The 21,221-nt window shown below is 63.5% G+C and carries 23 protein-coding genes and 1 riboswitch; of the genes, 14 read left to right on the forward strand and 9 right to left on the reverse strand.

Annotated elements, in window-relative coordinates:
- Nucleotides 1–2: 2 nt before the first annotated feature.
- The 3 genes from BLV18_RS10025 to BLV18_RS10035 form a co-directional block, all read right to left on the reverse strand.
- Nucleotides 3–764, reverse strand: a complete 762-nt coding sequence (locus BLV18_RS10025; RefSeq protein WP_090358199.1) for an SDR family NAD(P)-dependent oxidoreductase — start codon at nucleotides 762–764, stop codon at nucleotides 3–5.
- Between the two features lie 15 nt (nucleotides 765–779).
- Complete coding sequence (locus BLV18_RS10030) at nucleotides 780–2,420, reverse strand: AMP-binding protein (RefSeq protein WP_090358201.1); 1,641 nt, start codon at nucleotides 2,418–2,420, stop codon at nucleotides 780–782.
- 203 nt (nucleotides 2,421–2,623) lie between these two features.
- Nucleotides 2,624–3,586: a DNA-binding protein gene (locus BLV18_RS10035; RefSeq protein WP_090358203.1), complete on the reverse strand. Its 963-nt coding sequence runs from the start codon at nucleotides 3,584–3,586 to the stop codon at nucleotides 2,624–2,626.
- Nucleotides 3,587–3,664: 78 nt separating this feature from the next.
- Between BLV18_RS10035 and BLV18_RS10040 the strand changes: the two genes are divergently transcribed.
- Together BLV18_RS10040 and BLV18_RS10045 are read left to right on the forward strand one after the other, a co-directional pair.
- On the forward strand, nucleotides 3,665–4,759 hold the full coding sequence (locus BLV18_RS10040; RefSeq protein WP_090358205.1) for a site-specific integrase: 1,095 nt from the start codon (nucleotides 3,665–3,667) through the stop codon (nucleotides 4,757–4,759).
- A 120-nt stretch (nucleotides 4,760–4,879) separates the two neighbouring features.
- Nucleotides 4,880–5,203 carry an RcnB family protein gene (locus BLV18_RS10045; RefSeq protein WP_056842668.1) on the forward strand — a complete coding sequence of 108 codons (324 nt, stop codon included), beginning with the start codon at nucleotides 4,880–4,882 and terminating at the stop codon, nucleotides 5,201–5,203.
- A 76-nt stretch (nucleotides 5,204–5,279) separates the two neighbouring features.
- On the opposite strand, the gene BLV18_RS10050 is transcribed toward BLV18_RS10045, so the two are convergent.
- Nucleotides 5,280–5,747: an Lrp/AsnC family transcriptional regulator gene (locus BLV18_RS10050; RefSeq protein WP_090358207.1), complete on the reverse strand. Its 468-nt coding sequence runs from the start codon at nucleotides 5,745–5,747 to the stop codon at nucleotides 5,280–5,282.
- A 184-nt stretch (nucleotides 5,748–5,931) separates the two neighbouring features.
- Here BLV18_RS10050 and BLV18_RS10055 point away from each other — a divergent pair, with 184 nt between their 5' ends.
- From BLV18_RS10055 to aroQ, 3 genes are all read left to right on the forward strand, one after another.
- Complete coding sequence (locus BLV18_RS10055) at nucleotides 5,932–7,074, forward strand: cysteine desulfurase family protein (RefSeq protein WP_090358209.1); 1,143 nt, start codon at nucleotides 5,932–5,934, stop codon at nucleotides 7,072–7,074.
- A gap of 278 nt (nucleotides 7,075–7,352) precedes the next feature.
- Nucleotides 7,353–7,694 (forward strand): hypothetical protein, encoded by a 342-nt coding sequence (locus BLV18_RS10060; protein ID WP_049859635.1) that lies wholly within the window; start codon nucleotides 7,353–7,355, stop codon nucleotides 7,692–7,694.
- A 212-nt stretch (nucleotides 7,695–7,906) separates the two neighbouring features.
- Nucleotides 7,907–8,359 (forward strand): type II 3-dehydroquinate dehydratase, encoded by a 453-nt coding sequence (gene aroQ / locus BLV18_RS10065; RefSeq protein WP_090358212.1) that lies wholly within the window; start codon nucleotides 7,907–7,909, stop codon nucleotides 8,357–8,359.
- Between the two features lie 254 nt (nucleotides 8,360–8,613).
- Here the strand turns inward: aroQ and BLV18_RS10070 are convergent, their stop codons facing one another.
- Nucleotides 8,614–10,332: a thiamine pyrophosphate-dependent enzyme gene (locus tag BLV18_RS10070; protein WP_090358214.1), complete on the reverse strand. Its 1,719-nt coding sequence runs from the start codon at nucleotides 10,330–10,332 to the stop codon at nucleotides 8,614–8,616.
- 166 nt (nucleotides 10,333–10,498) lie between these two features.
- Here BLV18_RS10070 and copC point away from each other — a divergent pair, with 166 nt between their 5' ends.
- Together copC and copD are read left to right on the forward strand one after the other, a co-directional pair.
- The gene (gene copC, locus BLV18_RS10075; RefSeq protein WP_090362192.1) at nucleotides 10,499–10,858 is read left to right on the forward strand and encodes a copper homeostasis periplasmic binding protein CopC; all 360 of its coding nucleotides are present in this window, start codon (nucleotides 10,499–10,501) and stop codon (nucleotides 10,856–10,858) included.
- Nucleotides 10,859–10,860: 2 nt separating this feature from the next.
- Complete coding sequence (copD, locus tag BLV18_RS10080; protein ID WP_090358216.1) at nucleotides 10,861–11,712, forward strand: copper homeostasis membrane protein CopD; 852 nt, start codon at nucleotides 10,861–10,863, stop codon at nucleotides 11,710–11,712.
- A 148-nt stretch (nucleotides 11,713–11,860) separates the two neighbouring features.
- On the opposite strand, the gene BLV18_RS10085 is transcribed toward copD, so the two are convergent.
- The gene (locus BLV18_RS10085; protein ID WP_043189662.1) at nucleotides 11,861–12,076 is read right to left on the reverse strand and encodes a TOBE domain-containing protein; all 216 of its coding nucleotides are present in this window, start codon (nucleotides 12,074–12,076) and stop codon (nucleotides 11,861–11,863) included.
- 160 nt (nucleotides 12,077–12,236) lie between these two features.
- Nucleotides 12,237–12,779, reverse strand: a complete 543-nt coding sequence (locus BLV18_RS10090; RefSeq protein WP_049859631.1) for a DUF4946 domain-containing protein — start codon at nucleotides 12,777–12,779, stop codon at nucleotides 12,237–12,239.
- Nucleotides 12,780–12,884: 105 nt separating this feature from the next.
- Here BLV18_RS10090 and BLV18_RS10095 point away from each other — a divergent pair, with 105 nt between their 5' ends.
- Together BLV18_RS10095 and BLV18_RS10100 are read left to right on the forward strand one after the other, a co-directional pair.
- On the forward strand, nucleotides 12,885–13,907 hold the full coding sequence (locus tag BLV18_RS10095; RefSeq protein ID WP_090358218.1) for a GlxA family transcriptional regulator: 1,023 nt from the start codon (nucleotides 12,885–12,887) through the stop codon (nucleotides 13,905–13,907).
- 77 nt (nucleotides 13,908–13,984) lie between these two features.
- Entirely contained in the window at nucleotides 13,985–15,109 is a 1,125-nt protein-coding gene (locus BLV18_RS10100) for a mechanosensitive ion channel family protein (RefSeq protein ID WP_049859629.1), read from the forward strand.
- Nucleotides 15,110–15,139: 30 nt separating this feature from the next.
- Here BLV18_RS10100 and BLV18_RS10105 read toward each other — a convergent pair whose 3' ends face one another.
- Nucleotides 15,140–16,963, reverse strand: coding sequence for a monovalent cation:proton antiporter-2 (CPA2) family protein (locus tag BLV18_RS10105; RefSeq protein ID WP_090358220.1), 1,824 nt, complete (start codon nucleotides 16,961–16,963; stop codon nucleotides 15,140–15,142).
- A gap of 89 nt (nucleotides 16,964–17,052) precedes the next feature.
- Nucleotides 17,053–17,276, forward strand: a riboswitch (cobalamin riboswitch).
- 129 nt (nucleotides 17,277–17,405) lie between these two features.
- On the opposite strand from BLV18_RS10105, the gene BLV18_RS10110 reads away from it, so the two are divergent.
- Genes BLV18_RS10110 through BLV18_RS10130 form a run of 5 tightly spaced genes read left to right on the forward strand, consistent with a single transcriptional unit; the run spans nucleotide 17,406 to nucleotide 20,510 of the window.
- Nucleotides 17,406–17,597, forward strand: a complete 192-nt coding sequence (locus tag BLV18_RS10110) for a CbtB domain-containing protein (RefSeq protein WP_090358222.1) — start codon at nucleotides 17,406–17,408, stop codon at nucleotides 17,595–17,597.
- A gap of 11 nt (nucleotides 17,598–17,608) precedes the next feature.
- Nucleotides 17,609–18,286 (forward strand): CbtA family protein, encoded by a 678-nt coding sequence (locus BLV18_RS10115; RefSeq protein WP_090358224.1) that lies wholly within the window; start codon nucleotides 17,609–17,611, stop codon nucleotides 18,284–18,286.
- Between the two features lie 5 nt (nucleotides 18,287–18,291).
- On the forward strand, nucleotides 18,292–18,717 hold the full coding sequence (locus tag BLV18_RS10120) for a cobalamin biosynthesis protein (protein ID WP_090358226.1): 426 nt from the start codon (nucleotides 18,292–18,294) through the stop codon (nucleotides 18,715–18,717).
- Between the two features lie 34 nt (nucleotides 18,718–18,751).
- A complete protein-coding gene (cobM, locus tag BLV18_RS10125) occupies nucleotides 18,752–19,498 on the forward strand; it encodes a precorrin-4 C(11)-methyltransferase (protein ID WP_090358228.1) in 747 nt (248 codons plus the stop codon).
- A 25-nt stretch (nucleotides 19,499–19,523) separates the two neighbouring features.
- Complete coding sequence (locus BLV18_RS10130; RefSeq protein ID WP_090358230.1) at nucleotides 19,524–20,510, forward strand: GlxA family transcriptional regulator; 987 nt, start codon at nucleotides 19,524–19,526, stop codon at nucleotides 20,508–20,510.
- A 54-nt stretch (nucleotides 20,511–20,564) separates the two neighbouring features.
- Here BLV18_RS10130 and nfuA read toward each other — a convergent pair whose 3' ends face one another.
- A complete protein-coding gene (nfuA, locus tag BLV18_RS10135) occupies nucleotides 20,565–21,149 on the reverse strand; it encodes a Fe-S biogenesis protein NfuA (RefSeq protein ID WP_049859622.1) in 585 nt (194 codons plus the stop codon).
- Nucleotides 21,150–21,221 lie beyond the last annotated feature (72 nt).

A 21,221-nucleotide genomic window follows, 5' to 3' on the forward strand; every position in this document is an offset into this window, starting at 1 on the left:
TATTACCTGGCCGCCATGCGCAGGGCGCCGTCGAGACGGATCACTTCACCATTGAGCATGCTGTTTTCGATGATATGGCGCACCAGAGCGGCATATTCCTCCGGCTTGCCCAGGCGCGGCGGAAAGGGTACGTCGGCGCTCAGCGCAGCGCGCACCTCATCGCTCATCCCGGCCATCATCGGCGTTTCGAAGATGCCCGGCGCGATGGTCATCACCCGAATGCCGTAGCGCGCCAGTTCCCGTGCCGCCGGCAAGGTCAAGCTCGCCACCGCGCCTTTGGATGCGGCATAAGCGGCCTGGCCGACCTGACCGTCGAAGGCGGCCACCGAGGCGGTGTTGATGATCACGCCGCGTTCGCCTTCGGCGTTCGCGGTGCTCTTGGCAATGGCCTCGGCGGCCAGGCGCAGCAGGTTGAAAGTGCCGATCAGATTGATATTGATGATGCGGCTGAAACTGTCCAGCCCGTGGGCGCCCTGCTTGCCGAGGATCTTCTCGCCCGCCACCACGCCGGCGCAGTTGACCAGCCCGTGCAGTTCGCCAAAGCTGCTTATGGCCATGTCTACGGCGGCCTGGGCGGCATCGGCCTGAGTGATGTCGGCTACGGCGTAGCCGGCTTCCAGTTCACTCGCCTGCGCCTTGAGCGCCTCGGCGTTGAGGTCCACCAGCATCAGGCGTGCGCCTGCACGGGCCAGCATCCGCGCGGTGGCGGCACCGAGCCCGGATGCAGCGCCACTGACCATGAAAACCTTGTCTTGGATGTGCATGAAACGGTCTCCTCGTCAGGCGCTGGACGCCTGCTGCTTGGCAATTTCCTGATTGCGCAGGATGAAGCGCTGCAATTTGCCGCTGGGGGTCTTGGGTAGCTGCTCGACGAATTCGATCTCGCGCGGGTAGGCATGGGCGGCGAGCCGCTGACGCACGTGCAGGCGAAGGGTTTCGGCCAGCTCGGGGCCTGCCTCGAAACCCGCCTGCAGCACCACGAAAGCCTTGATGACTTCGGTGCGTTCCGGGTCGGGCTTGCCCACCACGGCGGCCTCGACCACCGCCGGATGCTCGATCAAGGCGCTTTCCACATCGAAGGGCCCTACCCGGTAGCCTGAGGTGGTGATGACATCGTCGTTGCGCCCCACGAAACTGATGCTGCCGTCGGCATTGAGCTCGACGGTGTCGCCGCTCAGGTAATACTTGCCTTTGAACGCCTTGGTCGGCATCCCCAGGTAGCCGCCGAACCAGCACAACGGCGACCGCTCGCGGTCTACCGCCAGCACCCCGGGTTGACCGGCCTCCAGTTCATGCAGATCGGCGTCGAGCACCACGATGCGATGGCCAGGCACGGCAAAACCGGCCGAGCCTTCGTGCACGGGATGATCGAGGTCGTGGTGGTTGCACAGCACCATGCCCAGCTCGGTCTGGCCGTAGTGATCGTGGACCACGACGCCCAGCTGTTCGGCGAACCAGCGGATTACCTGCGGATTGAGAGGCTCCCCGGCGCTGCTGGCAATCCGCAGTCGCCCGCGCACCCCGGCCGCGAAGCGATCGCCAGCAGCGATCAGCATGCGATAGGCCGTTGGCGACCCGGCGAGGTTGGTGATCGCGTACTTGTCGATCACTCGGCAGGTGCTATCGACCGTGAAGCCGCCGTCGTAGAACAAGGTAGCATGCCCCAGGGCCAGCGGGCCGGCCACGGCATAGTAGAGCCCATAGGCCCAACCCGGATCGGCCAGGTTCCAGAACCGATCGTCGCGGCGCAGTTGGACGGCATCGCGCAGATAGCCTTTGAACGCCAGCAACGCGCGCAGCGGCACTTCCAGCGGTTTTGCCGGCCCGGTGGTGCCGGACGTGCACATCAGCATGAAAGGCGCATTGCCTTCGAGCATCACGCGCTCGCATTCGCGGCTCTGCCCTTGCAGTGCCGTCCAGAAGTCGTGTTCGCCGACGCCTGGTGTGCTACAGCCCACGGTCATCACGTGGGGACGGTGATCGAGTTCGTCGAGCTTGGGGCGATTGTGCAGGTCGGTCACCACCCAATTGGCCCCCGAGCAATGCAGGCGCTGCTCGATGGCCTTGGGGCCGAACGCGGTAAACAGCGGCTGATAGACCGCGCCGATGCGCCACGTACCCAGTATCGCGATCAGCAGTTCGACCGTGCGTGGCATCAGCCCGGCGACGCGATCGCCCGGTTTGACGCCCTGACTGCGCAGGAAATTGCCGAACTGTGCCGCATGGGTCTGCAGCTGCTCGAAGGTGTACTGCGTGGCCACGCCCTGCTGCGACTCGCAATACAGGGCCACGGCCTGTTCGCCGAGGTGGCGGTCGCAGCATTCGACACAGGCATTGAGCTGATCGAGGGTGCCGTGCAGATCCTGCGCGGCAGTTTGCGGGTAATCGAACGCCTGGGCGGTAGTGAAATAATCGCGCATCACATGACCCTGCTTGTTGTTATGGGATCTGGGTGTTGTGAGATCGTTGTGACCCTGAAGGCACTGGCCGATAGTGATCCGCCCGTGCTTTCGCGACAATGTTTTCAGCGCTCAGGTCATTTGAGCGGTTTAGCCAGTGCGAGTGTTTTCAATCCCGCATTCGCCGAGCACTGCGGCTGTTGCTGGCGTGCTGGAAGCCTCGTTCATTCCGTCTTTCGACTCCGTGTCTTGCGCGGCGGCAGGCGCAGCAGGGCCAACTGGGCGTCCAGAGTCTCGGCGCGTGCCTGCTGGGCAGCGGCGGTTTGCAATGCTGACGCCTGCCCTGCTTGCGCGGCCTGAAGCTGGGCTTCGAGCTGCTGTCGCGCATGTTCCCCCTGCTCCACCGCCAATGCCGAACGTGCTTCACGGGCCGCCGCCTGTAGCTGTGTTTCGCCAAGCGCGATTTGCGCGTGCTCCAGACGCTTCTGCAACGCTTCGAGTTGCTTGTGTTGCTCACGGGCCTCGACGCTGCGTGCCTTAAGGTCTTCGCGGGCGCGATCGACTTCTCGGTGCGAGCGCTCTTCGACACCCCGCACGTAGGCCTCCTGAGCCAGGCGATTGTGCTCGGCCTGCTGCTGTTGCTCACGTAGCGCTTGCTGAAGGGCCGCTAGATCGGCCTGCAACTCGTTGCGCGCCCCCTGTAGCTCGACGCGCTGCTGTTGCAAGTCGTCGATCTGCTCCTGGCGCTGGGCCAGGAGTTTTTCCAGATCGGCCAGGCGAGTTTCGGCGTTTCCACGGGCCGTTTCCGCCTCGGCCACCTGGCGGCGAGCCTGGGCAGCGTCGCGGCGGGCTTGTTCCTCGACCTCCGCGACCCGCTCGTATTCTGCCGTCAACTGCTCACGCTGGGCCGCCAACGAGTGTTCGACAACACCTTGGGCCAGCGTCGTTGCCTGCTGCCAGATCGCAACGAACGCCTGGGCCACTTCAGCCGGCAGCCCCGGCAGCCGGGTCTCCCCGCGCAGCCGCTCGGCCAGGCGCTCCCACCACTGATCCAGCAAGGCGCCGACCCTGGCCGGGCTGCCACGACCCAGCTCCAGGCGCACGCGCTCAACCGTTGGCCGCTCTCCCCGGGCCAATACGGCGTCTGCCGCGGCAAATACATCATTTTCCGGTACGCCTACTGCCATGGCCTGCTCTCCGTTGGATTAGGTATGATAATGAAAGATTATCCGACCTTATAAATCTTAAACTAAGAATATAATACGTTGAACGTAATGAATAATACAAATGACATTTTAGTGGTCGATGCAAAGCCTCTGGACCTGTATTCACCGGCGGAAAGCACCGCTCGTGCGGCCCAGGCTTTTGTTGCTGCGGGCACCGCCGCGAATACGGTACGCAGCTATCGCAGTGCCCTGGCGTACTGGTCTGCGTGGCTGAAGCTGCGTTACGACCAAGTGCTGGGGGATGCTGCACTGCCCGCGGCGGTGGCGGTTCAATTCGTTCTGGACCATCTGGCCCGGCCGCTGGAAGACGGCACCTGGAATCACCTGCTGCCCAACGCCATCGACGCCGCACTGGTCGAGGCCGGTGCCAAGTCACGGCTGGGTGCCTTGGCCTACAGCACCGTGCAGCATCGTCTGGCGGTGCTGGGCAAGTGGCATCGGGTGAAGGGCTGGGACAATCCGACCGAGTCGCCATCGCTCAAGACCCTGTTGCGCAATGCGCAGAAAGCCCAAGCACGCCAGGGCGTGACCGTGCGCAAGAAAACGGCCATGGCCCTGGAGCCGCTGCAGGCCATGCTGGCAACCTGCACCGACGGCCTGCGCGGCACCCGCGATCGCGCCCTGCTGCTGTTGGCCTGGAGTGGCGGTGGTCGACGCCGCTCCGAAGTGATCGGCCTACAGGTAGGTGATGTGCGGCGCTTGGATGCCGACACCTGGGTCTACAGCCTCGGTGCCACCAAGACCGACACCGCCGGCACGCGACGAGAGAAGCCCCTGCGCGGGCCAGCGGCTCATGCGTTGGCGGCGTGGCTGGCTGCCGCGCCGGCGACCACGGGCCCGCTGTTCCGTCGTCTGTACCGCGGCGACAAGGTGGCGAGCCAAGGCCTGGGCGGCGACCAGGTGGCGCGTATCGTCAAGCGCCGGGCTCAGCTTGCAGGTCTGGAGGGGGACTGGGCCGCCCACAGCCTGCGCTCGGGTTTCGTGACCGAAGCGGGCCGGCAGGGTGTGCCGCTGGGTGAGGTGATGGCGATGACCGAGCACCGCAGCGTGGCGACGGTCATGGGCTACTTCCAGGCCGGATCGTTGCTCAACAGCACCGCCACGCAACTGTTGAAAAGCAAAGGTGAGGAATGAGTTCTTGGCAGGTTGTTGAAAGATGGACGGAAACAAAGTCACCAGCGCCGGTCAATAGTCTGTCGACGTTGACGCTTGCGCGTATCACGTCGCCCTATTCGAACATCCAGGATAATCATTATGACCACTTCCAAGCTGTTGCCTCGCCTTGCTCTCGCTGCCCTTTGCGCCTTGAGCGTACCTGCCTTCGCAGCCGAAACCGGCGCCAAGGAAGAAAGCGTCACCTTGGACCGTCCAGGCAACGGTGATCATGAAATCAAAGAGGGCGACAAAGTGCCCGACTCCTACAAGCGCAAGGAACTGGCGATCGATCCTGCCAAGCATGGCTTGAAGCAGCCCGACGAGAACGAGCAGTGGGTCGAGATCAAGGACAAGTACGTGCGCGTGAACATTCCCAACGGCACCATCGTCGAGATGATCGACAAGTCTTCGGTCAAGAAGTGAGTTTTTGGCCCCGGCTTGGGTAACTCCAGGCTGGGGCCGTTTGCTTGGGCACCTGGTTCGCGGCCGATGACCGCACCTACGGGCGCTTGGCGTATTGCAGCGGCAACACCGTTGTCGACTTGATGCGCTCCATGGCGAAGGTCGAGCTGATGTCGGAAATGCCCTCCACCTGAATCAACCGTTTGTACACCGCGTCGTAGCCGGCGATGTCCGGTACCACGATGCGCAGCATGTAGTCGGTATCCCCCGCCATTCGATAGCACTCCACCACTTCGGGCAGTGCCTCGATGACCCTGTGAAAATCCTCCAGCCATTGCGCGTTGTGCCGTTGCGTACGTAGCTCGGCAAATACCGTTACGGCGACATTCAACTCGCGTGGATCGAGCAGCGCGACGCGCTGGGTGATGACCCCCTGCTGTTCGAGCTTCTGGATGCGACGCCAGCAGGCGGTGCCGCCCAGGCCGATCTGCTCGGCGATGTCAGCCAGCGGACGGGTGCAGTCTGCTTGCAGGATGTCGAGGATGGCCATGTCGAACTTGTCCATGAAAATGCGAGCCTGAGTGGGTCTGTACGGGTGACTACAAGTATGCCGGAAAATCTTTCTCTTATATCGCCCATCCGCGCAATATTTTTGCGTATTAATCCGGATGATCCGTACAGATATCAAATTTTTTCACCGCGTCCATCGCTAGCATAAGCAGTACGAAATCAGCACTGGTCGAGACGCTATGCCTACCCTCCCCGTATACCTGGATTACGCCGCCACCACGCCCATCGACGATCATGTCATCAGCGCCATGCTGGCCTGCATGGGGCGCGACGCCGTCTATGGCAACCCCGCCTCCAGCGCCCACGCCTACGGCCAACAAGCGCGCCAGGCCGTTGAACTGGCACGGCGGCAAGTGGGCGAACTGATCAATGCTCCGGGCGAGGACATCGTCTGGACTTCGGGCGCTACCGAGTCCAACAACCTGGCGATCAAGGGCTGTACCCGTCCCGGCGATCACATCATCACCAGCGTGCTGGAACACAAGGCGGTCATCGACACCGTGCGCGAGCAGCAGGCGGCCGGCTGCGAGGTCACCTGGCTCAGCCCCGACGAACGCGGGCTGATTCAACCACAGGCCGTGGCCTCGGCACTGCGACCCAATACGCGTCTGGTGTCGCTGATGTGGGTGAATAACGAGCTGGGCACACTGACTGACGTTCTGGAGATCGCACGCCGGGTACAGGCGCATGGCGCGCTGCTGCATGTGGATGCCGCCCAGGCGGCTGGCAAGGTCGAGATCGACTTGGCTCAGGCCGGCATAGATCTGCTGTCCCTGTCCGCACACAAGTTGTATGGACCCAAAGGGATCGGCGCCCTCTATGTCGGGCCGCGCGCTCGCCCGGTACTGCGCGCACAAATGCATGGGGGTGGCCATGAACAGGGCCTGCGTTCAGGCACGCTGCCGACGCATCAGATTGTGGGCATGGGCGCAGCATTTGCCCAGGCCAGCGCGCAAATGCAGAGCGATAACCGGCAAATCCAGGCACTGGCCCAACGATTACGCGAAGGATTGCTGGCGCTGCCAGGCGTATCGCTCAACGGCTGCGCCGAGCAGCGGATTCCCCACACGCTCAACGTCTGCTTCGACAACCCGACCTTTTCCATGCAGGCGGTGACCGGACGTATCGCGGTGTCTTCGACCTCGGCCTGTAATTCGGCAAGTGCCGCCGCGTCTCACGTGTTGTTGGCACTGGGTTTGAGCCCGGCTCAGGCGCTGAGCAGCCTGCGGGTGAGTCTGGGTCGCTATAGCACGCAGGGCGATGTCGACCGAGCCATTGCCGTCATCAACGACGCCCTCCAAGCCCCCGCGCCTTTCTGGTGATCCCCCGGATCGCATGCATTCATCAAGGCCCCGCAATCCCCGTAGCAGCGGCGCAAGCCGCGTCCGGCCGCACCGCGTTCATTCAGGCACACCGCACACACCGCCGACGCGGCTCGCGCCGCTGCTACTACGACGGCGTACGCCTGCTTCGGCTTCAACGCGTTCATGCAGGGGGGGCAAGAAGGATCCTGGGTGCTACCGTTCGTCGGAATTGCGGCACCGATCATGGCCATTCGCTGCCCAAATCTGCGTACCGATTCCTATAACGGAGAAATACCATGGTCACTCGCACGATTACTCGCTTTGCCCTCGTCGGCCTGCTGTCTGCCACCAGTATGTACGCGTTGGCCGGTTCGGTGCCTCCAGGCAAGGAAATCAGCCCTTCGTCGCCAACCACCAGCACTGACACCCGCACGGGCAACCAGATGGGCAGCGGTCGTACCAACGACGCCAACAGCAGCAGCGGCACCACCACCTCCGGCACCCCGAATGGCTCGGGCACCTTCAGCAATGGCACCGGCAACAGCAGCGGTAGCGGTGCTGTAGGCAGTGGCACTGGCAACGGCGCCAGCTCCGGCAAGGGCGCAGGCAGCGGCGCGGGTGGCAGCAGCGGTAACTGATTCTGCGGCGGCTCGAGCGCATCGTGTTCGAGCCTTCTGCGTTGCCGTGATCGAAGCGGGTGGCTGGGCCAAGATGCGTATCACCGCATCCGCCCAGGCCACCCGTTTTCACATCCATCCCTTTTACCGTTTTTTTGGGTATTCTTCCGGTCTCGATGCCACGCTGCAGCCGCCCTGCCCCATGGCCCCATCACCTCCGACCAGGAATCCCCATGTCCCAGATCATCCTCGTACTCAATGGCCCCAACCTGAACATGCTGGGCTTGCGTGAGCCTGCCGTGTACGGCCACGAAACCCTGGCCGATGTAGAAGCCATGGCGGTGCAGAGCGGCCAGGAATTGGGTCTGAGCATCGAATGTCGACAGACCAACCACGAAGGGCAAATGATCGACTGGATCCATCAGGCCCGCCAGCGCGTGGCCGGCATCGTCATCAACCCAGGTGCGTGGACCCATACCTCGATCGCCATTCACGATGCGTTGATCGCGTGCGAAGTACCGGTGCTGGAAGTGCACATCTCCAACGTCCACCGCCGGGAAGAATTCCGTCACCACTCCTTCGTCTCGAAAGTCGCGGTCGGCGTCATTGCCGGTTTCGGCACCCACGGCTACAAACTGGCGATCAGTCACTTCGCCAAATTGCTGAACGCAAAGCGCGCCATCTGATCCGGTTTTTTCAGCGCCTTCTGGATCTGTTTTACCTTGTTCGAAACGTCCATAGTCACCTGAACGAAATTTCATGTTCTGGAGGTGTGTTATGGACGGTGTGATCATGTTGACCATCATCACCGCTACGCTCGGCTCGTTCGGCTATGTGATGTACCTGATCCATAAGGAGAGCAAGGAAAACAAATAGCCTGAGAACAAAAAGGCCGCTGCGCTCGCCGCAACGACCTGGTCTGCACTGCTTGCCACCGCGCTTACTTGATGAAGTTGTCCACCAGCATGTGCGCCACGTCATCGGCGCGCCCGCTGAGCATGGCCTTGGCTGAATACAGGGCCATGTTCGAGACTTGCGAAAGCTCGATCTTGGGCGGCATCACCAGTTCTTCCGGGTTGACCTTGACGTCCAGCAGCGCCGGGCCAGGGTGGCTCAGGAATCGCTGCACGGCCTGCTCCAGGCTTGCTCCGTCCGACACCTGTTCGCCGTAGAAGCCCATCACCTCGGCCAACCTGGCGAAATCGGGATTGTGCAGGTCGGTGAAGTTGTCCAGCAAGCCTTCGACCTTTTGCTCGATCTGGACGAAGTTCAGCGAACTGTTGTTGAACACCACCACCTTGATCGGCAACTTCTCCTGCACTGCCGTGAGCAGGTCGCCCAGCAGCATCGCCAGGCCTCCGTCGCCGGACAGTGATATGACCTGGCGCTGCGGGTAGGCCTTCTGCAGGCCCAGCGCCTGTGGCATGGCATTGGCCATGGTGCCGTGGCGCAGACTGGTGAGCGTGCGACGTTGGCCGTTGGTGTTGATATGGCGCAGCACCCAGACCATGGGCGAACCGCCGTCCGCGGTGAACAGCGCATCTTCGCTGGCATGCTTGTCCAGCAGATGGGTCAGGTACTGCGGATGGATCAGATGCCCGTCGGTATGACGCTGATCGTGGGCCAGGGTCTTGAGGGTCTTCTGACGCACTTTCAGGCAGTCTTCCAGAAAGCTGTGCTCGGTGCGCTCAGCCAGCAAGGGCAGCAGTGCCTTCAGGGTGGGCAATACGTCACCGACCACGCCCAGATCGATGGGATGACGACGTCCCAGATGGGCGCCCTTGCGATCCACCTGAATGATCTTGGCATTCTGCGGATAGAACTGGCCCCAGGCGAAGTCCGCACCCAGCAACAGCAAGGTGTCGCACTCCATCATGGCGTGGTAGCCGGACTCGACCCCGAACACGCCCGTCATGCCCATGTTGTAGGGATTGTCGTACTCGACGAAGTCCTTGGCACGCGAGGTATGCGCGATGGGCGCTTTCAAGCGCTGGGCCAGCTCGATCAGTTCGTCGTGGGCACCTTCGCAGCCAAAGCCGGCATAGATGGCGATCTTCTTGCCCTTGCCCAGCATGTCGACGATGTCGTTCAGCTCATCCAGGCTGGGTTGCAACACCGGACGCGGCTGATGGACGCTGAACGGACGATCGTTCTTCACCTCGGCCGAGCTGATGTCCGACGGCAGGATGATCACCGCCACACCGCCTTCATTGAGCGCGGTCTGCGCAGCCAGGGTGGTCACGCGGCGTGCCTGCTCCGGGGTGTACACCTGCTCGCAGAACACCGTGCAACTGCCGTAGATGGCCTTGAAGTCAACTTCCTGGGGAAAATCCATGCCCAGTTCGCTGGTCACGATCTGGCTGGCGATCAGCACCATCGGCGCGTGGTTGCGCTGGGCTTCGAAGATGCCGTTGATAAAGTGCAAACCGCCTGGTCCGCACGATCCGGCGCAGGCCGTCAGGCGACCGCTGATGAACGACTCGGCGCCAGCGGCAAATGCGGCGGCTTCTTCATGGCGGACGTGCACCCATTCGATCTCGCTGCGCGAAATCGCATCGGTCACGTGATTCAGCGTGTCGCCGACGATGCCGTAGCAGTTGCGCACACCTGCTTCCTGCAAGGTCTGGATCACGATGTCGGCTACTTTCTTGCTGGCCATGAAGGCCTCCTGGTCAGTGAGTCATGCAGCTTAGGCTGGAGCCGGCCTGGGGAGTTCAGCCCGACTGGCGCCTCGCCATGCCTTGGCACGTCGAAACCGGGCGGCGTTGCCCAACGGTGCGGATCATGCTTTATTGGCGGCCTTTTCACTGTTCAAGGCCCTCGCCATGTCTGCCCGCAAGTTGCTCAGCGCCGCCCTCCTCGTGCTTGTTTCCCCCCTGGCCATGGCCCATGCCCATCTGACCCATCCGGTGCCCGCCGCCGATGCCTCCGTCGCTGCGCCGGCGCAAGTGAGCCTGGGTTTTTCCGAAGCCATCGAAGTGGGCTTCAGTAAGGTCACGCTGACGGCCGCGGGCGGTGAACCGGTCGCCTTGCAACCCTTGGCCAGCGCCGTCGACGATCGCAAGACCCTGGTGGTCAAGCCTGCCGCGCCTTTGGCGGCGGGGCAGTACACGGTGCACTGGCAGGTGGTGTCGGTGGACACGCACAAAAGCGCCGGCGAGTACCGCTTCACCGTGAGTCCTTGAGCATGAGTGTGTTGATCGTTCTGCGCTTTCTGCATTTCACCAGCCTGATGCTGGTGTTCGGCGCCTGCATGTTCCGCCCGCTGCTGCTCGATCAGCCCGGCCAAAAGGGTCGGCTGCGCAACCTGATCGATCCCTTGGTGTGCCTGCTGGCAGCACTCGCGCTGATCAGCGGTGTCGCCTGGCTGTTCGCCGTGGCCTTCGAGATGGGCGGTTCGCTGGACATGGCGCTGATGCGCCGGGTCCTGGGTGAAACCTTTTTCGGCAAGGTCTGGACCCTGCACCTGTTCGCCTGTGTGGCTGTCCTGGTGTGCCTGCGCCTTCCTCATCCAAAACTTCAGGTGGTGGCCCGCCCCCTGAGCGCGTTGGCTTTGGCAACGCTGGCACCGGTCGGTCATGCCGCGATGTTCGAAGGCTCGGCGGGCACCTGGCTGGTGATCAACCAGTTGATCCACCTGCTATGTGTCGGCGCGTGGCTGGGCGGCCTGATGCTGTTGATGTTCGTGCTTGCACGCCCCGGCGATCAGGATCTGCGCGTGGTGCTGGGTCGCTTCAGTGGCGTGGGGTGTGTGCTGGTGGCGGGGTTGCTGGTGACCGGGCTGATCAACACCCGGGCGTTGACCGGCTCCTTCCTGCCGGTGCCAGGTGCGTCCGGGTTCGCCACGGTCCTGGCCGTCAAGCTGGCGTTGGTGCTGGCCATGCTCGGCCTGGCTGTGTGGCACCGCCGGCAACTGGCTCGTGGTCCGCTGGACGTGCAATCGTTAAAGCGCACGGTCACCCTTGAATGGGCCTGCGGCCTGGGCGCGGTGGCGGCTGTCGCCCTGCTCGGCACTCTGGCGCCGACGCCGCTGGGGTGAGTCACCTGCGGCGCTTGAAACCTGCGGCGAATAAAAAAAGGGCCGTGCTCCCCTGCAAGAGCACGACCCTCAAGATTCTTTCGGCTTCAAACGTGACAAGACACCACGTGGTCAAACGTGGGGACCGGATCAGTATGCGGGGGAATTGTTACAGTTTGGCGATGGACACTTCGGTGGATTTCACGAAGGCGATGACTTCGCTGCCGATCTGCAATTCCAGCTCGTGCACCGAGCGGGTGGTAATGACCGACGTCACGATACCGGCTGGCGTCTGCACGTCGATTTCCGAGACCACCGGACCTTCGATGATTTCCTTCACGGTGCCTTTGAACTGGTTGCGTACGTTGATCGCTTTGATGGTCATGCAGTCATCCTCGTTAGAAATTCGGTCGCACCGCAGTGCGTGAGCTAGAGATTGCACCTTCGGCCGAATATTTAAAAAGAATAAATAATGCTTTTTATATGTCTTTTGGAGATATACCACCCCGGATGCCTGTGTGCGATACAGGCGTCAGCTCGTGCGCTTATTCGGACTTGGCGAAGCGTAGACCCTGACGAATCCCCATCACCTCGGCTTCCAGCTGCGGATAACCCACGGCCGAGCCGGCATAACTGAAGCCATAGGCCATGCCGGGCTGCACCGCCGCAACCAGGGTCTGCGTGATGGCCAGGGTGCCGTTGCGGGTGACCTTGCAGGTGGTCTGCGCTGCGGGCAGGTTGCCCAGCGTCGTCGATTTAACCTTGGTGCACACGCTCTGGTAGCCGGAGCGAGAAAAGTTGATCTGGATCGCCTTGCGCATCTCCAGCAATACCGCTTCCAGGTTCACGGCATGGTCCTGGGCCAGGGCGCCACGGGTCATTTCCACAATCATCAAGGGGTCGCCATTGGCGTCGGTCTTGGTCGCGCGCTGGCGGCTGCCGCTGGGCTGGCCCTGGGCGTCGGACGCATCAGGCAGGATCTGCACATCCCAGTCGGCCGGCCAGACGATCACGCTGTCGTCGGCCCAGGCCGGTGCGCCGATCAGCCAGCACAACAGCAGGCAGTGGGCGTGTCGCAGATAAGGCATCGCAGTTTACTCCACGGCAAAAGGGCCATCAGTCTCGCAGACCCGCGGGCGCAGCACTACGGTAATATCCGCAGCGATCGATGGCCATTCAGGGAGCAGGTGTCAATGACCCAACGGATCTTCAGCGGCGCCGGGCAAAGCAAGAACCTGCTGTACCTGGCTTCGGCCAACGAGCGCCTGCGCGACGGCACCCAGGCCAGCCTGCGTGTGGGGTTCGTGTTGCTGGAGCATTTCTCCCTGGCGGCCTTCACCGCCAGCCTCGACACCCTGGTCACGGCCAACCTGATCAGCTCGGGCGCCTATGCCATTCGCTCGTACGGCTTGGCGCCCGGGCAGGTCATCAGTGACCTGGGTATCCTGCTGCAGCCGGATGCGCCGTTGATGCCCGGCGTGCATGACGAACTGGACCTGTTGATCATCTGTGGGGGCTTCCGCACACCCCTGCGCGCCTCCGTGTTGCTCAATCGCGTGCTTGGCGACTGTGCTCGACGCGGCATCGCCCTGGGCGGTCTGTGGAACGGTGCCTGGTTCCTGGGTCAGGCGGGCCTGCTCGATGGCTATCGCTGCGCGGTGCACCCGGAGAACCGCGCCTCCCTGGCCGAAGTCAGCCCGCAGATCACCGTCACTCCGGCCAGCCAGGTCATCGACCGTGACCGCTTCACCGCCGCCAGCCCCAATGGCGGCTTCAGCATGATGATGGCGCTGATCCGTGCCCAGCGCGGCGACACGCTGGCCGACGGCGTCGAGCATATCCTCGCCTTCGAAGGGCTGCGCTTTCGCCGCAGCGGCGCGCAGGCCAATGGCAAGCTCAGCCAGCCGCTGCGCAATATCATCGACCTGATGGAGAGCAATCTGGAGGAACCGCTGTCGCTCGACCAGCTGGCCGAGTTCGTCGGCCGCTCGCGGCGCCAGATCGACCGATTGTTTCAGGACCAGCTCGGCACTTCCCCCCATCGCTACTACATGGAACTGCGGGTCACCGAAGCACGACGACTGCTGCAGCATTCACAGCTGTCGATCATGGAGGTGGCGATCGCCTGTGGGTTCGTTTCGGTCAGCCATTTCAGCAAGTGCTACAGCGGCTATTTCGGCCACTCGCCATCACGTGAAACCCGCTTGGCAGACTGATCGGCTGCGGGTGACGGGGAACCGTAGCGGCATCTGCCGGTCGACTCCAGTTCATGCCACACGCGAGCCTTCGACCCATGGAATACGCCCTTCCCGACTCCTTGCTCGCCCGCGTGCCGCTGCCCTGGCTGAGCACGCTGATTGCCGCGGTACTGGCGGTATGCGTCGTTCTGCTGATCCGCTGGGTCGGCCTGATCATCCTGCGCCGCGTATCGAAGTCGTTCGTCCTGGCCCGGCAGCTCATCCTGCGGGCCGAGCAGCCAACGTTGTGGCTGATGCCGCTGATGAGCCTGCAGGCGGTCTGGACCTCGGCGCCCGACGACCTGCTGATGATCAACACCGTGCGCCACCTCAACGGCATGCTGGTGACCGCCTGCCTGACCTGGTTGGGCCTGCGTTGCGTCAAGGCTGTGGCCACCACCATGACCATCAAGCATCCGCTGGACATCGAGGACAACCTGGCGGCGCGGCGGATCCAGACCCAGGTGCGGGTGCTGGTGCAGTGTCTGAACGTGCTGGTGCTGATCTTCGGCATTGCCTTGATCCTGATGACCTTCCCGGCCGTGCGGCAGATCGGCACCAGCCTCCTGGCGTCCGCAGGCCTCGCGGGCCTGGCCGCCGGTTTTGCCGCCAAGCCGGTGCTGGGCAACCTGATCGCCGGCTTGCAGATCGCCATTTCCCAGCCGATCCGCATCGATGACGTGGTCATCGTCGAGGGCGAATGGGGGCGCATCGAGGAAATTACCGGCACCTATGTGGTGGTGAAAATCTGGGACGAACGGCGCATGGTGGTGCCGCTGCAATACTTCATCGAAAAGCCCTTCCAGAACTGGACTCGCAGCACGTCGAGCATCATCGGCTCGGTGTTTCTCTGGGTGGACTACTCGGTGCCGCTGGAAGCGCTGCGCGCCGAAACCCGGCGCCTGTGCGAGGAAATCCCGCACCTGTGGGACGGTCGCGTCGAGGTGTTGCAGGTCACCGACACCAGCGACAAGGCGATGCAGCTGCGTATTCTGTTGAGCTCGGTGGATTCGTCGCGCAACTGGGATGCACGCTGCTATGTGCGCGAGCGCCTGATCACCTTCGTCAACAACCGCTACCCCGAATGCCTGCCGCAGCTGCGCGCCGAGATGTCGACGCGCACCCTGCACCCGGCCAACGAAGAAGGCCCGAGCGACGTGGTTCGCCAGCCGCCGGTCTGAGGTTCACCGGCGGCTTTTCAACGCTGAGCGTCAGCGGCGCGGAACATCCTTCGCTGCCGCTTTTTCTTCCTGGCGATCGGACTCGAACAACCGCGCCAGCTCGGCGCGCGCTTCCTGGGCGGTCTGCATGACCTTGGCCTCATCGTCGTAGATCGCGTGCTGGGCCTGCAGCACCTGTTCATCGTGACGTTTGAAGCGGTTGATCCGCGCATCGGCCTGGGATTGGCTCAGCCCCAGCCCCACCAACGTTCGCCGGGTGATCTCCAGGCTCGAGTAATAGGTTTCGCGAACCGCCTGCGCGCCGTGGTCGACCAGCCGGTGCACATGCTGGCGGTTACGCGCGCGGGCGATGATCTGCACGTGCGGGTACAGGCGGTGGACCAGTTCGGCGGTCTTGATGTTGATTTCCGGATCGTCGGTGGCGATGACGAAATACTCGGCCTGCTCCACCTTGGCCGCGCGCAGGATCTCGGGGCGCAGCGGGTCGCCGTAGAATACCGGCAGGTGGCCAAAGCTGCGCGAGAACTCGATGGATTCCACCGAGGTGTCCAGGGCCACGAAACTGATCTTCTGTGCACGCAGGATACGCGCCACGATTTGCCCCATCCGACCCATGCCGGCGATCACCACGCGGGGCGCGTCACTGTCGATCTCGCGGTATTCCTCGGGTACTTCCACTGGCGGCGTCTTGGTCCGCAGCAGCCGTGCGCACAGCAGCAACAGCAAGGGCGTGAGCGCCATGGACAGGGTGATGGTCAGCAGCAGCGTGTCGTACAGGCGCGCATCGAACAGCCCCTGCTCGCGGCCGATCTTGAACACCACGAAGGCGAATTCGCCACCAGCGGCCAGCACGATGCCCAGGCGCACCGCGCTGAGCCGACCCAGACCACCGGCCAGACGCCCGATCAGCATCAGCAGCGGCAGCTTGATCCCGATCAGCAGGACTGTGAGGCCCAGCACCAGGGCCGGGCTTTCGAGCAGCAACCCCAAATTGGCGCCCATGCCAACGCTGATGAAGAACAGGCCCAGCAGCAGCCCCTTGAAGGGCTCGATCTGCGATTCCAGTTCGTGCCGGTATTCCGAGTCGGCCAGCAGCAAGCCGGCGAGAAACGCTCCCAGGGCCATGGAAACACCGGCCAGTTCCATCAGCCAGGCGGTACCGATCACCACCAGCAAGGCCGTGGCGGTGGACACCTCCTGCAGACCGGTGCGGGCGACGATGCGAAACACCGGCCGCAACAGATAGCGTCCGCCGATCACCACCACGGCGATGCTGCCGAGCACCCGCAGGCTGTGATCCAGGGTACTGCCCTCGCCGGCATCGCCGCCTCCTCCGGCCAGCAATGGCACCATGGCGATCAGTGGGATCGCGGCAATGTCCTGGAACAGCAGAATGGCGAACGCCAGGCGGCCATGGGGACTGTTCAGTTCCTTGCGTTCGGCCAGGCTCTGCAACCCGAACGCCGTGGATGACAGCGCCAGCCCCAGGCCCAGGACCACGGCGCTGTTCAACGGCTGCCCGAAGGCCAGCAATGCCACGGCGCCAATGACCACCGCGGTCAACAGCACCTGGGCCAGACCGACGCCGAACACCGCCTTGCGCATGACCCACAGGCGTTTGGGCGACAGTTCCAGGCCAATGATGAACAGCAGCAGCACCACGCCCAGTTCGGAGATGTGGCTGACGCTTTGGGGATCGCCCACCCAGCCCAGCACCTGCGGGCCTATGACCACACCGGCGAACAGGTAGCCGAGCACCGCGCCCAGTTGCAGGCGCTTGGCCAGTGGCACGGCGATCACCGCAGCCAGCAGGAACACCACGGCAGCTTGTAGCATGTTGCCTTCTTCGGGCATGGGGAACTCCATTTCGTAGGGAGAAAGCGCGGACCGCGGGCGCATTCTACAGCGCGCGGCGCATTGACGATGCTGCGGCGACATGATTTGCTAGGCGCCATCGTTTGGGTGCCCTTCACAGGGTGAAACGGGAAACCGGTGCGTGCCAGCCTCCAGGAGGGATTGGCACAAGTCCGGTGCTGCCCCCGCAACGGTAAGCGAGAGAAGTGTCAGATCCACTGTGCCCCTGCGGGCATGGGAAGGCGATGCTTTCAAGGTGGGCTTCATGCCGCCCCTCGCAAGCCCGGAGACCGGCCCAGACAATCGTTGATCGACAACCCTGCGGTGGGCGGGCGCTGTTGCGAGCATGGCGCGCCCGCGCCAGGCTTTCTTCGTGCGCGTACCCGATCGATGGTGCCACTTACCGTGGACCACCGCCGTGGGGACCACATGAGGGAACGCCATGTCTACCACCGCCTCCACCCCCGAACACGCCCTGCCGTCCGCCGGCACCCTGGCCCAGCGCATCGCCCTGGCGGTCGGCACCTTCCTGCTGGGCTGCTGCCTGGTGGGCTTCGCCGGCTTCTCGCACATCGAGGCGGTGCACAACGCCGCTCACGATACCCGGCACAGCGCCGCCTTTCCGTGCCATTGAGGAGCGTCGAGATGATCAGGCACATCGCCCGTACCGCTGGTTTCAGCGGATTGTTGGCCGCCCTGCTGCTGACCTTGCTGCAGAGCGTGTGGGTTTCGCCGCTGATTCTTCAGGGCGAAACCTATGAAACCACCTCAGCCCAGCACTCGCATGACGAGGTTTCCACCGCCGGGCACGAACACGCCGAGGCCTGGGAGCCGGAAGACGGCTGGCAGCGCGCGCTGTCGACCGCCGGAGGCAATCTGGTGGTGGCCGTGGGGTTCGCGCTGATGCTGGTGGCATTGTATACGCTGCGCGCCCCTGGCCGCACTGCTCAGGGTCTGTTGTGGGGACTGGGCGGATTCGCCGTGTTCTGTCTGGCGCCGAACCTGGGGCTACCGCCAGAGCTTCCCGGCACCCAGGCAGCGGACTTGGTGCTGCGCCAAACCTGGTGGATCGGCACCGCGGCCTCCACTGCGGCAGGTCTGGCATTGCTGGTGTTCGGCCGTGGCACGTTGCTCAAAGCCCTGGGACTGGCCATCGTGTTGGTACCGCACCTGATTGGCGCGCCCCAGCCAGAGCATCATTCGAGCCTGGCACCGCAGGCTCTGGAGCAGCAGTTCATTATCGCTTCGCTGGTGACCAACGCCGTGTTCTGGCTGGCCTTGGGGCTGATCAGCGCCTGGTTGTTCCGCCGAGCCGGTCGCTGAAGCCGATGACAGCGCTGTGGGTAGGGTTCGGCTGTCGTGCAGGGTGCAGCGCGCAAGCGTTGCACGATCTGCTGGAGCAAACCCTGCTCGAACACGAACTGCCCTGGGCTGACGTGCGTGGCATCGCCAGCGTCGATGTGAAGGCGCATGAACCGGGGCTGGTGGCGCTGGCCGAAAGGCTCGGCTTGCCGTTCGCCACCTATGGCGCCGAGACCCTGGCGCCTTATCAAGATCGCCTCAGCCATCATTCCGCGCGCTCGTTCGCCGCCACCGGCTGCCTGGGCGTGGCGGAAAGTGCCGCGCTGGCCATGGCCGAGCGCTGCACACAGTGCACCTCGATACTGCGCGTCAGCCGACGGCATTCGGCGGTGGCAACCCTGGCCATCGCCTGCACGGAACGTCACTGCGGCTGCGCGCAGCGCCCAACTTGAATATCATTCACCCCTCCGCCCGTCAGGAATACCCATGACCGTTTACTTCATCGGCGCCGGACCGGGTGATCCGGAACTGATCACCGTCAAGGGTCAGCGTCTGATCCGCCAATGCCCGGTGATCATCTTCGCCGGTTCGCTGGTGCCCGAAGCCGTGCTCGAAGGGCACACTGCGCATCAGGTGCACAACAGCGCCGAGCTGCACCTGCAACAGATCGTCGAGATCATGCGCCAGGCCCACGCCCGTGGCGAGGATGTGGCGCGAGTGCACAGTGGCGATCCCGGACTGTACGGCGCCATCGGCGAGCAGATCCGTTGCCTGCGCGAGCATGGCATCGACTACCAGATCATTCCGGGCGTTACCGCGACCGCGGCCTGTGCAGCGTTGCTGGGGGTGGAACTGACACTGCCCGACGTTTCGCAAACGGTGATCCTGACTCGTTACGGCGACAAGTCGCCCATGCCGCCAGGAGAAAGCCTGGCCAGCCTGGCCCACCATGGCGCTACACTGGCCATTCATCTGGGGGTAAAGAATCTGGGCAGGATTGTCGCAGAGCTGTTGCCCAGCTATGGCGCTGGGTGCCCGGTCGCGGTGATCCACAAGGCCAGCTGGCCGGATCAGGATTTCGTGCTGGGCACCCTGGCCGATATCCAGGACAAGGTCGCGACCAAGGACTTTCGTCGCAGCGCGCTCATACTCGTGGGCCATGTGCTGCAAACGGATAGCTTCGCCGACTCCGCGCTGTACCGCGCCGGTCATGCTCACCTGTACCGTTCGTGAATCACCACGCTGCGAGGTCGTTTCCATGAAAGTGATCGCTTGCCTGGTCTACCCCGGCGTGATGAGCCTGGATGTGACCGGCCCGATGCAGGTGTTCGCCTCGGCCAACGTCGAGCTGACGCGCCAGGGGCTGGCGCCCTTCTATGACCTGCAACTGCTGGGCGAAACCCCAGGACCCGTCGCGACCTCGGCCGGGCTCAAACTGCACGCCGATGCCAGCTGGCTGTCAGTGGACTGCTCCACCTTGGATACAGTATTGCTGCCCGGCGGCAGCAGCGATGCCGAGCAATGCGCCAATACCGCCCTGCTCGCCTGGCTGCGCGCGGCGGCGCCTCGGGTACGGCGTTTGGGCTCGGTGTGTTCGGGCGCATTGATGCTTGCCAGCGCCGGGCTGCTGGACGGTTTGATCGCCACCACCCACTGGGACGATGTCGAGGCGTTGCAGACCTTCGCCAACGTACAGGTTCGGGGCGATCGGCTACACACCTATGATCCGTCGGACAAGGATGGCCACAGCCACATCTTCACTTCGGCCGGCGTCACGGCCGGCATCGACTTGGCACTGGCCTTGATCGAAGCCGATCTGGGCCGGCCACTGGCGCTGGCTGTGGCGCGCCGCCTGGTGCTGTTCCTCAAGCGCTCGGGCGGACAGACGCAGTTCAGCCCGCACCTGGCACGCATCAACGGGCCGACGTCGAGGCTGACCGAGCTGCTGGAATGGATCGCGCACAACCTCAGCGCCGACCTGTCCCTTGAAGCGTTGGCGCAGAAGGCCAACATGACGCCACGCACGCTGTATCGCGTGTTCCTCGCAGAATTGAACATCACGCCGGCGCGACACATCGAGCGGGTGCGCCTGGAAGCGGCCAGGGCCATGATTCAGGGTGGGCAGTTGTCGGTGCAAAGTGTGGCGCGGTTGTGCGGCTACGGGCATGCAGAGAACCTGCGCCGCAGCTTTCAGAAAGTGCTCGGGGTCAGTCCCCAGGGGTATGCGCAGCGCTTCGGCCAGTGAGGCCCGGCACCGACGCTGCACGGAAGCAGCGAGTCGGTGCTGGAGCCACGCCGATCAGTAGTAGGCGTTTTCTTTCTGAGTGTGGTCGGTCACATCGCGCACGCCCTTGAGCTCAGGGATGCGTTCGAGCAAGGTGCGCTCGATACCGTCCTTCAGGGTCACGTCAGCCTGCCCGCAACCCTGGCAACCACCACCGAACTGCAGCACGGCGATGCCGTCCTCGACCACGTCGATCAGGCTGACCTGGCCGCCATGGCTGGCCAGGCCGGGATTGATCTCGGTTTGCAGGTAGTAGTTGATGCGCTCGTTGACGGGGCTGTCGGCGTTGACCATCGGCACCTTGGCGTTGGGTGCCTTGATGGTCAGCTGCCCACCCATGCGGTCGGTGGCGTAGTCGACCACGGCGTCGTCGAGAAAGGCTTCGCTCACCGCGTCGATCCAGGCGGTGAAGCTCTTCAGGCCCAGGGCGGTGTCTTCCGGCTTCTCTTCACCCGGCTTGCAGTAGGCAATGCACGTCTCTGCGTACTGGGTGCCTGGCTGGGTGATGAACACGCGTATGCCGATACCGGGGGTGTTCTGCTTGCTCAGCAGATCGGCCAGGTAATCGTGCGCAGCGTCGGTAATCGTTATAGCGCTCATAGTGGTTCCTCACAGACTTGCCAGGAGTTTACGCGAATCCGGCGACGCTGACAAAGCCTGACTGTTTTGGTC

The organism is Pseudomonas coleopterorum (assembly GCF_900105555.1).
Lineage (GTDB): Bacteria > Pseudomonadota > Gammaproteobacteria > Pseudomonadales > Pseudomonadaceae > Aquipseudomonas > Aquipseudomonas coleopterorum.